The organism is Psychrobacillus mangrovi (assembly GCF_037104765.1).
Taxonomy (GTDB): Bacteria; Bacillota; Bacilli; order Bacillales_A; family Planococcaceae; genus Psychrobacillus; species Psychrobacillus mangrovi.
Genome location: NZ_JBAWSY010000009.1, coordinates 93,175 through 106,225 on the forward strand (window position 1 = coordinate 93,175; position 13,051 = coordinate 106,225).

The 13,051-nt window shown below is 34.3% G+C and carries 12 protein-coding genes; 8 read left to right on the top strand and 4 right to left on the bottom strand.

Annotated features, from left to right (window positions below; translation table 11 throughout):
- Positions 1 to 10: 10 nt before the first annotated feature.
- The 3 genes from WAX74_RS12995 to WAX74_RS13005 all read left to right on the top strand — a co-directional run bounded on the left by WAX74_RS12995 (position 11) and on the right by WAX74_RS13005 (position 3,342).
- Positions 11 to 1,609 carry a GNAT family N-acetyltransferase gene (locus WAX74_RS12995; RefSeq protein WP_336498100.1) on the top strand — a complete coding sequence of 533 codons (1,599 nt, stop codon included), beginning with the start codon at positions 11 to 13 and terminating at the stop codon, positions 1,607 to 1,609.
- A 52-nt stretch (positions 1,610 to 1,661) separates the two neighbouring features.
- A complete protein-coding gene (locus WAX74_RS13000; RefSeq protein ID WP_336498101.1) occupies positions 1,662 to 2,375 on the top strand; it encodes a hypothetical protein in 714 nt (237 codons plus the stop codon).
- Positions 2,376 to 2,541: 166 nt separating this feature from the next.
- Entirely contained in the window at positions 2,542 to 3,342 is an 801-nt protein-coding gene (locus tag WAX74_RS13005; protein ID WP_336498102.1) for a polysaccharide deacetylase family protein, read from the top strand.
- 30 nt (positions 3,343 to 3,372) lie between these two features.
- On the opposite strand, the gene WAX74_RS13010 is transcribed toward WAX74_RS13005, so the two are convergent.
- Entirely contained in the window at positions 3,373 to 4,587 is a 1,215-nt protein-coding gene (locus WAX74_RS13010; protein ID WP_336498103.1) for an NAD(P)/FAD-dependent oxidoreductase, read from the bottom strand.
- 104 nt (positions 4,588 to 4,691) lie between these two features.
- Between WAX74_RS13010 and WAX74_RS13015 the strand changes: the two genes are divergently transcribed.
- On the top strand, positions 4,692 to 5,573 hold the full coding sequence (locus WAX74_RS13015; RefSeq protein ID WP_336498104.1) for a 5'-3' exonuclease: 882 nt from the start codon (positions 4,692 to 4,694) through the stop codon (positions 5,571 to 5,573).
- Here the strand turns inward: WAX74_RS13015 and WAX74_RS13020 are convergent.
- Positions 5,570 to 6,082, bottom strand: coding sequence for a C39 family peptidase (locus WAX74_RS13020; protein WP_336498105.1), 513 nt, complete (start codon positions 6,080 to 6,082; stop codon positions 5,570 to 5,572). The genes WAX74_RS13015 and WAX74_RS13020 overlap by 4 nt on opposite strands.
- A gap of 534 nt (positions 6,083 to 6,616) precedes the next feature.
- Between WAX74_RS13020 and WAX74_RS13025 the strand changes: the two genes are divergently transcribed.
- The 3 genes from WAX74_RS13025 to WAX74_RS13035 are packed head-to-tail and all read left to right on the top strand — an operon-like array spanning position 6,617 to position 9,384.
- Complete coding sequence (locus WAX74_RS13025; protein ID WP_336498106.1) at positions 6,617 to 7,873, top strand: GNAT family N-acetyltransferase; 1,257 nt, start codon at positions 6,617 to 6,619, stop codon at positions 7,871 to 7,873.
- 15 nt (positions 7,874 to 7,888) lie between these two features.
- Positions 7,889 to 8,509: a TetR/AcrR family transcriptional regulator gene (locus tag WAX74_RS13030; protein ID WP_336498107.1), complete on the top strand. Its 621-nt coding sequence runs from the start codon at positions 7,889 to 7,891 to the stop codon at positions 8,507 to 8,509.
- A complete protein-coding gene (locus tag WAX74_RS13035; RefSeq protein WP_336498108.1) occupies positions 8,506 to 9,384 on the top strand; it encodes a GNAT family N-acetyltransferase in 879 nt (292 codons plus the stop codon). The genes WAX74_RS13030 and WAX74_RS13035 overlap by 4 nt, the downstream gene beginning before the upstream one ends.
- 36 nt (positions 9,385 to 9,420) lie before the next feature.
- On the opposite strand, the gene WAX74_RS13040 is transcribed toward WAX74_RS13035, so the two are convergent.
- Both WAX74_RS13040 and WAX74_RS13045 read right to left on the bottom strand, forming a co-directional pair.
- Positions 9,421 to 9,897 carry an STAS domain-containing protein gene (locus WAX74_RS13040; protein WP_336498109.1) on the bottom strand — a complete coding sequence of 159 codons (477 nt, stop codon included), beginning with the start codon at positions 9,895 to 9,897 and terminating at the stop codon, positions 9,421 to 9,423.
- Positions 9,898 to 10,068: 171 nt separating this feature from the next.
- The gene (locus WAX74_RS13045; RefSeq protein WP_336498110.1) at positions 10,069 to 10,386 is read right to left on the bottom strand and encodes a thioredoxin family protein; all 318 of its coding nucleotides are present in this window, start codon (positions 10,384 to 10,386) and stop codon (positions 10,069 to 10,071) included.
- A gap of 252 nt (positions 10,387 to 10,638) precedes the next feature.
- On the opposite strand from WAX74_RS13045, the gene WAX74_RS13050 reads away from it, so the two are divergent.
- Positions 10,639 to 13,023: a 3-hydroxyacyl-CoA dehydrogenase/enoyl-CoA hydratase family protein gene (locus WAX74_RS13050; RefSeq protein ID WP_461787010.1), complete on the top strand. Its 2,385-nt coding sequence runs from the start codon at positions 10,639 to 10,641 to the stop codon at positions 13,021 to 13,023.
- Positions 13,024 to 13,051: the final 28 nt, after the last annotated feature.

A 13,051-nucleotide genomic window follows, 5' to 3' on the forward strand; every position in this document is an offset into this window, starting at 1 on the left:
GTATAAACATTTGAGTGTTTATGAGAAAGAATGGTCGGCTATTTTAGAAGCAAATCAAAATACGAACCCATTTATAGAATATGAATTTGTTTATAATTGGTGGCAGTTTTTAGGTGAAAATGAAGAAGTAGAAATATATGCAGTAAAAGAGCATAACCGTATAATAGCATTTTTCCCGTTTCAATTGGAAAAAACTTGGTTTGGTTATATTCTTCATTTTCTAGCTCTAGGTGATGCTAATTATATGGATATTATTGCAAGAAAAAGAGACGTTGATCGGGTCATTATGTATGTTTTTGATGCAATAATTAAAAAGAAGAAGAGTGTAGTATTTTATTTACATGGGTTATTAGAAAGCGTAGATACACCATTTCAACTATCCAATTATTTGAAAGGTAGAAATATGAAAGAGCAATATTATCGAATTGTAACGCCTTATATTGATTTACAAAAACTTTCCTATGAAGAATATATGAAATCGCGTCAAAAGTTGCATGGTTTAGATAGAAGGGAAAAAAGATTACGTTTACTTGGAGAAGTTCGTCTGCAAATCTCTCCCGCAATACAGATGAACCAAATATTTAAAGTGCATCAAAAAAGATGGGAAAAGAAGAATGATACAAGCGGATTTTCAAGTGATAGAAAAAAAGCTTTCTTTCAATATTTAGCAGAACAGAATCATGGGAAATTGGGTGTTCGACTTACAACATTAACATTGGAAAATAAAATTATTTCTTTTACGTATGGTTTTTCTTGCCGTGGAAGATATTTGGGATATGTATTAGGACATGATTCCGACTTTGATGTTTATGGCCCTGGTAGGATTCTAGTTAAAGAGAAGATTAAAAGAAATATAGATGATGGATTTCATAAATTAGATATGAGCATAGGATATGAACCTTATAAATTTGAGTGGAATACTGATCTTGATTACACAAGAAAAACAATTTTTTCTACAAATACTTTTAGAGCTAAAACCTATCGAAATTTTTTATTTGCAAAAGAAACGATTATTTCTAAGCTAAGAAAATATTATTCGCTTGTGATTTTCAGAAGAAATTATATTGGTAAATTGAAGTATTATATCCGAAATAAGCAAAAATTTAATTTTAGAAAAATTATTTGGAAAAAAAAGTTACTGCCTTACCTATATGAGCGAAAACAATATATTATTGCTAAACTAGATGTAAATGAAATAAATATGAAAAGTCACTTTGAAAAAGTAACAACTGAAACAGCTCTTAATATGAAGAATAATCGAAAAGAAATATTGCAAAAAATTTATAACGGATATACTGGTTACTACTCTACAGATCCGAATAAAGCATTTTGGGTCAATGAAAATGTAATACGTATAGATGATATTGATGTGGTATCAAACCTCAAGAAAAGAAGCGTTTATATTAGGGACTGGGAGAATGAACACTTAGAGAAAATCATTTTATTTGTCCAAGCAAACTACCGTCCTAAACATATATTTGTGCATGTAAACAAGCGTGATAAAAAAAGTGTTAAAACAATGAAAAAATTTGGATTTAAATTAACAGAGAGGATCACTTATTCAAGAATATTTGGAATTAAAAAAGTAATAAAAGAAGAAGTAATATAAAAGAGAAGGTGCCTATATTATACTTTTAGAAAGAAAGTTTCTAAATATTAAAATGAATACTTATTATTTTTTGAAAGAGCCAATTTTAAATGAACAATTAATGGATATTGGAGGTTTCACTCATTCATTAGTCCACAATAAAAACCTACAGCAATTCGAAACGGTTCATATTGATTTAACGAAGAGTGAAGAAGAATTGCTTCAGAAATTACATCGAACGAATAGAAAACAAATTAATAAAGCTTCCCGACATAACTTTCATATATTAGTGATTGATAAACCAACGATTGCTGATATTCGTGCTTTTCAGAAGTTTTATAATCATTTTGCAAAATTTACAAACACGTACTCTTGTAATTCCTTTCATGTAAATACGATGAGTAAGTTAAAAGACAAGAATGCTCTTGTTATTACTCAGCTTTTAAATGAAGAAAATGAAATCTTATGTTACCGAGTATATATTTCAGATGGCGACACGGTATTTTCTCTATATTCGGCTTCGCATTTTCGATTGAAGGAAAAAAAGGAAGAGAAAAGACTATTAAGTTTGGCTAGTCGATATTTACTTTGGCGTAATATTTTATATTTCAAAGATTTAAATCTTACAATTTACGATATGGGTGGACTTACAGCGAATGAAAACATTCGTAGCTTTAAGATGGAATTTGGTGGGGAAATCACCCCAGTATACTCTGGTTATGAAGCAAATTCATTAGTAGGTAAGCTGGTCTTATGGGTAAGAACGATTAAGATGAGGAAAGGATGAAGTACTGGGAGCACTTGTTATTTCACTCGACTTTGAATTAAACTGGGGCGTACATGATGTATTTACTCTTGAGGAATATGGTGAAAATATACTTGGGGCTAGACAGGCTATCCCTCGGATTCTACAGCTTTTTTTAAAGTATGATATTCATGCAACTTGGGCTATCGTGGGTATGTTATATTGCAAAAACAAAAAGGAACTGTTAGAAAGGTTAGAGCAGCTAAATATTACCTATGTAAATGAATCATTTTCTCCTAAAAATAATCTCGCAAACGTAGGAGAAAATGAAACTCATGATCCCTATCATTTTGGTACATCTTTAATTGATATTATTAAAACAATCCCCAATCAAGAAATCGGCACTCATACATTTTCCCATTATTATTGTTTAGAAGAAGGTCAACATATTGAACAATTTGAGGCTGACCTGAAAGAGGTTGTTAGCCTTAATGAAAACACTTCATCCTTAGTTTTTCCACGAAATCAAACGAATATGGAATATTTAAACATGAGTAAAAAATATGGAATTACAGCTTTTAGAGGTAATGAGGATAGTTGGATTTATGCACCTTATACTAGTAAAACAAATTCGAAAACTAAACGTTTGCTTCGATTAGCTGATGCATATGTGAATTTGACAGGGCATCATACGTATTCAGTTGCAAATATACAAACAGACCCTCTGATAAATATAAAATCTAGTAGGTTTTTAAGGCCATTCAGTAAACGATTAAAAGTTGTAGAGGAATTACGTTTGCGGCGTATCAAAAATGGATTGACAAAAGCAGCCAAGTCTAATGAGTTATATCATTTATGGTGGCACCCACATAACTTTGGAAAGAATATAGAAGAAAATCTGCAACTTTTAGAAGAAATTTTAAAACATGTAGATCTTTTAAGAGAGAAGTATAATTTTCAGAGTATGCATATGCGAGATATTGTGGACGTTATGAACATTAATTCATAAAAAACGAAGGGAATCATCTCCCTTCGTTTTTCATTTCACTCCACATTTTCTTTTCAATTGTACAATCTCTGCATCCTCATTTGGTTTGCCTATAACTAAATCTTTAAGTATCTGAGATCCAAGCATACTATAAACTGTTCCATTTCCACCGTAACCTAACAAGTAATAGTGTTTATCCTTCGTAGGATGTTCCCCAATGAAAGGAAGATTATCGATGGATTCTCCAAAGCTTGCTGCATATGCAAAGTCAATTTCAATATTATATTGAGGAAACAGCTCCTCGGCCTTTTCCAATAAATTCTCCGCACGTTGTTGAATTAATTCTTGTGAATGGGGGGCATCTGGTTGATCTTCATCTAGGCCACCGACAATTAATCTATTATCTATCGTTGAGCGTACATATAAGTAAGGTCGTTTTGTTTCCCAAATAAGTGCCTGTTTGTACCAATCATCGAAGTTGTTGATTGGATTACTAACAAATACATAGGAACGATTTATGTCAGCGCCAATGCGCTTTCCAATAGGAACCGTTTCATATCCAGTAGTGAAAACTATATTTTTCGCTAAAAATGATTGTCCTGAAGTTCTTATTTCTAGCTGATCATCTATTTCAAAGACATCTTCTACTTCTATATATGGAAATAAATGCACTCCCATTTCCTCTAATCTTTGTAGTAAACCTTGGACAAATTTTAATGGGTTTATTTCAGCATCTTCAAACGTTATTAATGCGCCAGGTTTAGAAAAAGTTAATTTCTCGCGCATTTCATTAGGTCCAAAATAATCACTTGGAAAACCATATTTCTGTAAAGTTGTATATTCAGCTTTTATTTTTTCTACATCATTTTCATCACTTGCGTAACAAATACTAGGTCTACGTATAAAATCACAATCTATATGTAATTCATTAACTATTTTTTCAAGTTCAGATAATGCTTGATAACAGAGCTTATAAAATTGAACTGCATCCTCTTCGCCAATTTGTTCAATAAGTTCATGGAGCATTATATCATTTGAATATTGAAGTAGGCCTGTGTTTGCACTAGTACTTCCAGTTCCAAATTTTCTTTTGTCTAGTATAGCAACTGAAAGCCCGGATTCTACCATTGCTAAAGCTGTTAAACAACCAGACATTCCTCCACCAACAATGACCACATCATAAAGTTCAAGTTTGTCAAAATTAGCGCTTGGTTCAAATAGTTCTGTTGTAGAAGGCCAATAAAGTGATCCATTATGTATTTTCATGTGAGAACCTCCAAATATTCATATCCACTCTAATACCCAAACTTTCTTAGATCTAAACATAAACATGTTATACTTAAACTAATCTACTATAAAGGGTGTTTGACATGACAGAAGATAAACCACATGTATTAGTTATAGATGGAATGGCATTGTTGTTTCGATCTTTTTTTGCAACGGCGATGTCCGGTAATTTTTTTAAAAATTCAAAAGGAATTCCTACAAATGCAGTCCAGGGCTTTGCAAGGCATGTATTAGCTGCACAAAATTTAATGCAACCAACTCATCTGGCTATTTGCTGGGATAAAGGAATGAATACTTTTCGCAATGAGCTATATGATGGGTATAAAGCTAATCGTCCAAAACCAGCAGAAGAATTAATACCACAATTTGATATGGCACAAGATCTTTCCGCACATTTGGGATGGATGAACTTTGGGGTAGTTGGGATGGAAGCAGACGATACGATTGCTTCTGTTACACATAAATGGCAGGATGATGCTAGATTTACGATTGTGAGTGGAGATAAGGATTTACTTCAGCTTCTTCACCCCTCTACGGAAATTGCGTTTACAAAAAAGGGTTTTACTATTTATGATGTTTACAGTGAAGCTCGCTTTTTAGAAGAATACGGTATCTCTCCGCTTCTTTTTCCAGATGTAAAAGCATTCATGGGAGATTCTAGCGATGGTTATGCTGGAGTAAAGGGGATTGGACCAAAAACGGCATTACAATTGGTTCAAACATATGGGACAGTAGATAAAATTCTTGAGTCTCTTCATTTATTAAAAGCAGGTCACCGAACTAAAATAGAAACAGATTTACAAATGCTTCAACTATCTAAAGAACTAGCAACGATTCGTCGCGACGTCCCAATAGAAGCAGAATTAGATCAACTAATTGTACAAACTATTTCAGACTCAAAATTCGATTATTTATATGATAACGGGTATACGATTTTAGCAAGACAACTCCAAAATCAAATCTAGGATTTTGGAGTTACTTGTACAAATGTTAAAATAGGAGCTTCATCCGAATAACGTATTTTGCGAATTTGACTTGCTCTATTACGCCCTCCATTATCATGGATGATTAAAAATAGTTCATCATCAATTAGTTCGTACCCTATAAGAGGTACCCAGTGATAAGCAAATGTAAATTTTCTTTTCAAATGGAATGAAAAGTATTTATCAAATTTTAATGCAACAGGACGTCCCTTTTTTAATTCTTCTAAAGCAGTTCGAAGTGTACACTTGTCTACTTTCCAGTCAGGTCCAAGTATTTTACGTAAATTGCGAACAAAACGATGAGTAAATAATCCAATACGAGTACCACCCAATTTTTCATAAAGTTCGTTCGGTTGATAGGGACATGCATTTGGAAATAGGTAGTTTAATAGAACATAAGCTGTGACTGGTCCACAAGCGGACGCTTGATAATTGGTTCGTATGGAAGAGTCATATTGGGAATGACCTCGAACAGGCAATTGTATTTTCATATGAAACCTCCGGATAACGAAATGGATTAGAAGTTCTTCCTTTAAATAGGAAGAGTCAGATAAGTATTTATAAACGTTATGAATAAAATAAATCTTCCAAAAGTGGTTTCTTTATCTACAGTTGAAATATATAAGGAATTGTATATAAGGCAAGGACCACCACGAAGACTCCTGTGGGAACAGCTTGAGCAGAAGACCCCGCAGGTTGAGAGGAAGGCAATCTAAGTTCCCCGCATCCTGCGGCAACGATTGCATGACCAACATCCTGTTGGCCTAGGAGGCTGAAGCCAAGCCCACGGAAAGCGAAGTGGTGGTCCTTGCCGAATTTAATATACATCTCTAAGCATCCAAAATTGAGTTTGTCTACAGTCTGAGTTCTTCCTTAAAATAGGAAGAGCTTTTTTATTTACTTTAATCATCCCTAGGTCTATTTGCAACAAAAATAGTATATAAAAAAAGTATTGTTTAAATAATTCGACTATTTTATAATAAAACCGACTGAGTAGTTTATTTACATTTAAAGGGGGTAAAGGTATGATTCGACTTTTAAAGACAGAGGATTTTGAGAGTGCTGCTAATATTGCCGCACTTGCATATCCAGGTATGCATATACAAACGCCAGAAAGTAAACAGGCATTTATTGATCGTTTAAAAAAAGAAGATGAGGAACAAAATGGTATTCAGTATTTTGGCTATTTTAACGAGGATGAAGAACTCATTGGTATTTATCGCTTAAATGAATTTGATTGCAATTTAAACGGTAGGTTTCAACGTATTTTTGGAATAGGAATGGTTGCTGTTCATCTTCTTCATAAAAAAGAAAAAATTGCTTTTAAGTTGCTTTCTCATTTTCATGAATATGCTAGGCAGGAAAATGTATCGCTCGTTTCTCTTTATCCCTTTAATCCAAGTTTTTATCGTAATATGGGCTATGGGTACGGACCTATGAAGTATGAGTTCAAAATAAAACCGAGTGCACTTGTTAGTAACGGGGAAAAAGGATTAGTACAGTTTTTATCCTCAAACGATGAAGAAGCAATCGTATCATTATACAATGACTACGCTCAACAACATCACGGGATGATTAAAAGAACATGGAATGAGCGGCTGAGAATTAAAAATGCAGTAACCAATTACGTAGGTGTAAAAGAAAATGAGCAACTTATCGGTGCATTAGCGTTCACATTGGAACCTGTAAAAGATAGTCACTTTTTACATCAACAATTAATTGTACATGAATGGATTTGGTCAAAGCCAAGTGCCTATAAGCAAATAGCTGCTTGGCTGCAATCACAACAAGATCAAGTGGATCGTATTATTTTTCGAACGAATGATCAATCCTTTTTGTTTGCACTTACCAATCCATTAAATGATTCCAATCATCTAATACCTAGTGCAAACCATGAAGTAGCAACAACTGGAGCAGGATTGATGTATCGCGTTTGTAATGTTATTTCCTTTGTGCATACGACAAATTTTCATAATCTTAAAAGACCAGAGGAGTTTACTAGAATATTAATAAAAATAGAGGACACATTTCTAAACGAACAGAATGGTTTATTTGAAGTCGTTTTTAATGGTGATTTTTGGAATGCGACAAAGCTAGAGACTTCTAAAGAAAATGCAAACATTTCCATTGGTATTCATGATTTAAGCTCTTGGTGGATGGGATGTGTTTCTATAGAAGCGCTTCATAAATATGGAGAAGTTACTTTATTTAATGTAGAGGCAAAAATACTAGACGAGTGGTTTTCTCCAAGTATTACCCCGATTTGCTTTACATCGTTTTAAAAGGGATGTGTTCATTTGACGCCAAAAGTATCAGAAGAGTATAAGGAAGAAAAGAAAAAAGAAATAATACAGGCTGCAGCAACTGTTTTTGGTTCAAATGGTTTTTATTCCACGACGATGGATGATTTAGTTAAAGCTTCGGGGATTAGTAAAGGAGCAATCTATCATTACTTTAAAAGTAAGGAAGAAGTATATGAGCATATGCTTCAGCAGCAAGTGGAACAGACTATTCAAGTGTTGACAGATAAATTCTCACATGTTCATTCCTCGATAGAAAAGATTGCTGTCTTATTCGATCTATATACGTCTAACGAGTGGTTGAAGGAACCAAAATTAAATAGTGTAAGAAACCAATTGGAGCATTGGATTGCAGGAAGTAGAGAAGAAGAACGAGCGAAATTTGAAAGACATAGTAAAATTTTTCATGATCTTATCAATTCTATTTTAGAAGAAGGTCGAGATAGCGGAGAAGTTTCAAGAAAACTCAATACATCACACGCTGCAAAATTATTTTGGAGTATGATCGATGGAATGCTTTTACATGCATCTGTCTTACCTTCCTTTTCATATTTGCAAATCGTGAAGACGGCAAAAGAGATGTATATATCATTTCTACAAAAGGGGAACTTAGGATGATTACGTTTAAAACAATGGAAAGTTTATCTTTTAAGGTAGCACATGAACTTTTTATAAATGGATTTGAAGGTTATTTTATTCCCATGAAGATGTCACTTGATGCTTTTGTGGCCCGTATGGGAAATGAAGGCCTTTCTCCAGAACTATCAATTGTAATGTACGATGAAGATTATCCAATCGGTTTTGTATTACAAGGTGTAAGGGAAGTAGAAGGTCAAAAAATAGCATGGAATGGGGGCACAGGAATCATTCCTGCTTATAGAGGGAAAAAGCATGGAACTGTTCTGATGGAAAAAGCGGTTGATCTATTAAAACAACAAAATGTTTCTATAGCTAGCTTAGAAGCGTTGTCTGTAAATAAACCGGCAATAAAATTATATGAAAATGTTGGCTATGAAGTAATCGACACATTACACTTTTTGGAGGCAGAAGGCGTGCTCCCTTATAAAGAAGATTTAGAGAATGAATTTACCATTATTCGTATTCCTGCATTTCAAACAGTTAATAGTGGAGTTTTTCCAACTCAAGTACCCTGGCAGGTTGATCCATCTATTATGCCTAAAGTAGGGGGAGAGGCTGTCATCGCAACTAAAAATAATGAAGTATTTGCCGCTTGCCTTATAAGAAAAAGACATCAATATGGATCTGAACTTGAAGGTGTCACACTATTTCAAACGGTCTTGAAAAAGGAAAATGTGGAAGGGGAGCGAGCACTCCAATTAGTATTACAGGAAGGGCTTGACTTCAAACAACCTATTAAAAGAACAACTTATAATTTGCTGGATCTGAATCAAAGAACACTTTCTTTCTTGCAGAATAATGGATTCAAAAGTACAGAGATATCACAAGTATTTATGGTTAAAATTTTAATGTAATCAAAAACAGCAACTATAATTTCTATAGTTGCTGTTTTACTTCACTTCATAAATAGAAGCAATTGTTTGGTTTGTTTCACTTAAGAGGCGATTCAAGGCAGCACGGAAACTTTTATACGTTTCAATTTCCACATGAATACTTGCATGAACAATCTCTCGAATGAATTTAGGGTTGAAGCCTACATAAATGGAACGAACACCCATAAGTCGTAGAGAACCATTTAAGCGAGATATCGAAATTGCAAGATCATTGTAGTCAAATGATACTACATCTTCTAATCTAACTCCTGTGAAATCAAAAACAACATTTTCAATGTCTCTATTTTCCCCAATATACATAAGGGTTTGTGTTTCAATATTTTCGAAACGTTCGGGAAACATATACCCAACAATTGGAATCATGATCGTTTTAGGAACAATAGATGGAATAATAGGAGTAGACATCGTTTGAATTATTTGTTCATAATAGGCTATTTTATCTTTTAGCTGTTGAATTTCTACTTCTTGTGACATACTGACACCTCTACTTTTTTCCATTATACGAATACGACTCGGATAAATCAAATTTATACTAGAAAAAGAATAGTTAAATAGAATAAATGATATTTGAATGAAGCATGTACACTTAAAAGAATAAACTAAAAAAGCCCTTAGGAGTTAGAACTCGAAAGGGCTAAATGATTATTAGTTTTGTGCATCTAAAAATTCTGTTACTTGCTCAGGAGATTTTGCATTTGCACTATGTAAGTGTGCTTTTTTCTCTCCATTTTGATAAATAAGTAAGCTTGGAATTCCCATTACTTCATATTTATCAGCAATTTCAGGAAGTTCGTCACGGTTTACTTCATACCAAGTATATTGATTGTATTTTTCTACAATTGGGTCGATGAACATTTCCATACGGCGGCAATCAGGGCACCAGCCAGCTTCGAATTTTACCAGTACTTCGTTGTCCCCAGAAATAATTTCATTAAATTGTTCTGCTGTTGTAATTTTATTCATATAAATATACCTCCGATGATTTTTTGGGGTTTTCTAAATGCAAAACGCTCTCTGCAAAAGTAACGTAGAACACTTTTCTTAAACAGTGTACACTGTTTCGGAAGTACTAGAAAGAAAACTGCTCTAAACATATCATTTTATTATTGCGAAAATTTAAAAATTGTTCTAAACTAATAGATATAGAAGTGCTTTTATTTTTTTTACCTATAAAATGAATGAGTATTCATTCAAAGCGAAGGGGAGGCTTTGTACGTGACATATCAAATCAAAAAGGCTGCTGTTTTAGGTTCAGGGGTAATGGGATCTGGAATAGCTGCTCACCTAGCCAATATTGGCATTCCTACATTATTATTAGACATCGTTCCGAATGAAGTAAATAAAGAGGAATCAGCAAAAGGATGGAATTTGGAGCATCCTATGGTTCGTAATCGTTTTGCTCAAACAGCATTACAAAAACTATTAAAGCAGAAACCGGCTCCACTTACTTCTACTAAAAGCCTACAGTTAATAACGGCTGGAAACTTAGAAGATGATCTAGAAAAATTAATAGATGTTGACTGGATCATTGAAGTAGTTGTAGAAAATTTAAATGTGAAAAAGAGCTTATATGAAAAAATAGATGCAGTACGAAAACCGGGAACAATCGTTAGTTCCAACACTTCAGGTATAAGTATTAATGCGATGGTTGAAGGACGGTCGGAGGACTTTGGAAAACATTTCTTAGGAACTCATTTCTTCAATCCCCCAAGATACCTCAAATTATTAGAAGTAATACCAGCAAAAACTACGGATTCTGAAGTAGTTGAATTTATGAAGCAATTTGGAGAAGACATTTTAGGGAAAGGAGTCGTTTTGGCAAAAGACACTCCAAACTTTATTGCAAATCGCATTGGAACATACGGATTACTTATTTCCTTACGGGAGATGCAAGAACGTGGATATTCCGTCGGAGAAGTGGATTCAGTCACTGGTCCTTTATTAGGTCGTCCAAAATCAGCTACATTCCGTACTTTGGATGTTGTTGGATTAGATACATTTGCACATGTTGCCAAAAATGTATATGACCAAACGTCTGGTGAAGAGCAAAAAGTATTTGAAATTCCAGCATTTCTTCATAAGATGCTAGAAAATAAATGGCTTGGAGCTAAATCAGGTCAAGGGTTCTTCTTGAAAAAAGATAAGGAAATATTGGAATTAAATATTGAAACACTCGAATATGAACCAGCTAAAAAGCTAAAAACTGCCTCTATTGAAATGGCTAAGCAACAAAAAGGCCTAGCTGCAAAAGTGAAGACTTTAACGTATGCAAAGGATCGTACTGGAGAACTTTTATGGAGCATTTTGAGTCCAACACTTCTTTATTCTGCTGAACTACACGGTGAGATTGCTGATGATATCGTAGCAATCGACCAAGCTATGAAATGGGGATTTGGCTGGCAGCAAGGACCATTTGAAATATGGGATGCCATTGGAGTGAAAGAGTCCGTTGTGAAAATGAAAGAGGAAGATAAAGCAATTCCTTCATTTGTACAGTCGTTATTAGATAAAGGTTTTGAATCATTCTATAAAGAAGAAGAGGGAGATCTTTACTTCTTCGATGGAAATGACTATAAAGTTGTTCCAGTTAATGAAAAAGTAATTGATTTAAAAAGATTTAAGAAAAAACATGGTGTTATTAAATCAAATTCTGGTGCAAGTTTAATAGATTTAGGAGACGGAATTGCCCTTTTGGAATTTCACTCGAAATCAAATTCAATTGGTTTAGACATAATCCAAATGATTAACTTTGCAATCGACGAAGTGGAAAAGAATTACAAGGGGCTTGTCATCGGAAACCAAGGGAAAAACTTTAGTGTTGGAGCGAACCTAGGGATGATCTTAATGGAAGCGCAGGACGATAATATTTTTGAGCTTGATTTTGTTATTCGTAGCTTCCAAGATGCCATGATGAAAATGAAATATTCTTCTAAACCAGTTGTCGCTGCTCCGTTTGGCATGACATTAGGTGGAGGAGCAGAGGCTTGTTTGCCAGCTACGCATATTCAAGCAACTACTGAAGCTTATATGGGTCTAGTAGAAGCTGGTGTTGGTTTGATCCCAGGTGGCGGTGGAAACAAAGAGCTTTATATGAAACATTTAAAAGGTCTTCCGAACGGGGTTCAAGTTGACTATCAATATGTTGCGAACAAAGTGTTTGAAACAATAGCGATGGCGAAAGTTTCCACTTCAGGAGAAGAAGCACGTGAAAATAACTTCCTAAACTTTGCTGATGGTATTAGTGTCAATCCAGATCATCAATTATATGATGCGAAACAAGCCGCACTTGCGCTTGCAGACGCTGGATACAAAGCACCTATTCGTGAAAAAGTTCCTGTTACGGGTTCGCCAGGTTATGCAACTTTACTGTTAGGTGCAGAGGGCATGTTCCTATCCGGTTATATTAGTGAGCATGATTTAAAAATAGCTAAAAAAATTGCATATGTTATTGCTGGTGGAGAAGTTCCTTATGGCACTTTAGTGGATGAGCAATATTTACTTAATTTAGAACGCGAAGCTTTCTTAAGCTTAGTTGCAGATCCAAAATCACAAGCAAGAATGCAGCACATGTTAGTGAAAGGTAAGCCATTACGCAACTAATTTTGCGTAGGTGATAAGGGAGGAATAC

What these genes read in the sequence shown, in the direction of transcription:
- WAX74_RS13000 (WP_336498101.1), top strand. Translation starts at nt 1,662, where the DNA reads ATGAATACTTATTATTTTTTGAAAGAGCCAATTTTAAATGAACAATTA.
- WAX74_RS13010 (WP_336498103.1), bottom strand. Translation starts at nt 4,587, where the DNA reads ATGAAAATACATAATGGATCACTTTATTGGCCTTCTACAACAGAACTA.
- WAX74_RS13015 (WP_336498104.1), top strand. Translation starts at nt 4,692, where the DNA reads ATGACAGAAGATAAACCACATGTATTAGTTATAGATGGAATGGCATTG.
- WAX74_RS13020 (WP_336498105.1), bottom strand. Translation starts at nt 6,082, where the DNA reads ATGAAAATACAATTGCCTGTTCGAGGTCATTCCCAATATGACTCTTCC.
- WAX74_RS13025 (WP_336498106.1), top strand. Translation starts at nt 6,617, where the DNA reads ATGATTCGACTTTTAAAGACAGAGGATTTTGAGAGTGCTGCTAATATT.
- WAX74_RS13035 (WP_336498108.1), top strand. Translation starts at nt 8,506, where the DNA reads ATGATTACGTTTAAAACAATGGAAAGTTTATCTTTTAAGGTAGCACAT.
- WAX74_RS13040 (WP_336498109.1), bottom strand. Translation starts at nt 9,897, where the DNA reads ATGTCACAAGAAGTAGAAATTCAACAGCTAAAAGATAAAATAGCCTAT.
- WAX74_RS13045 (WP_336498110.1), bottom strand. Translation starts at nt 10,386, where the DNA reads ATGAATAAAATTACAACAGCAGAACAATTTAATGAAATTATTTCTGGG.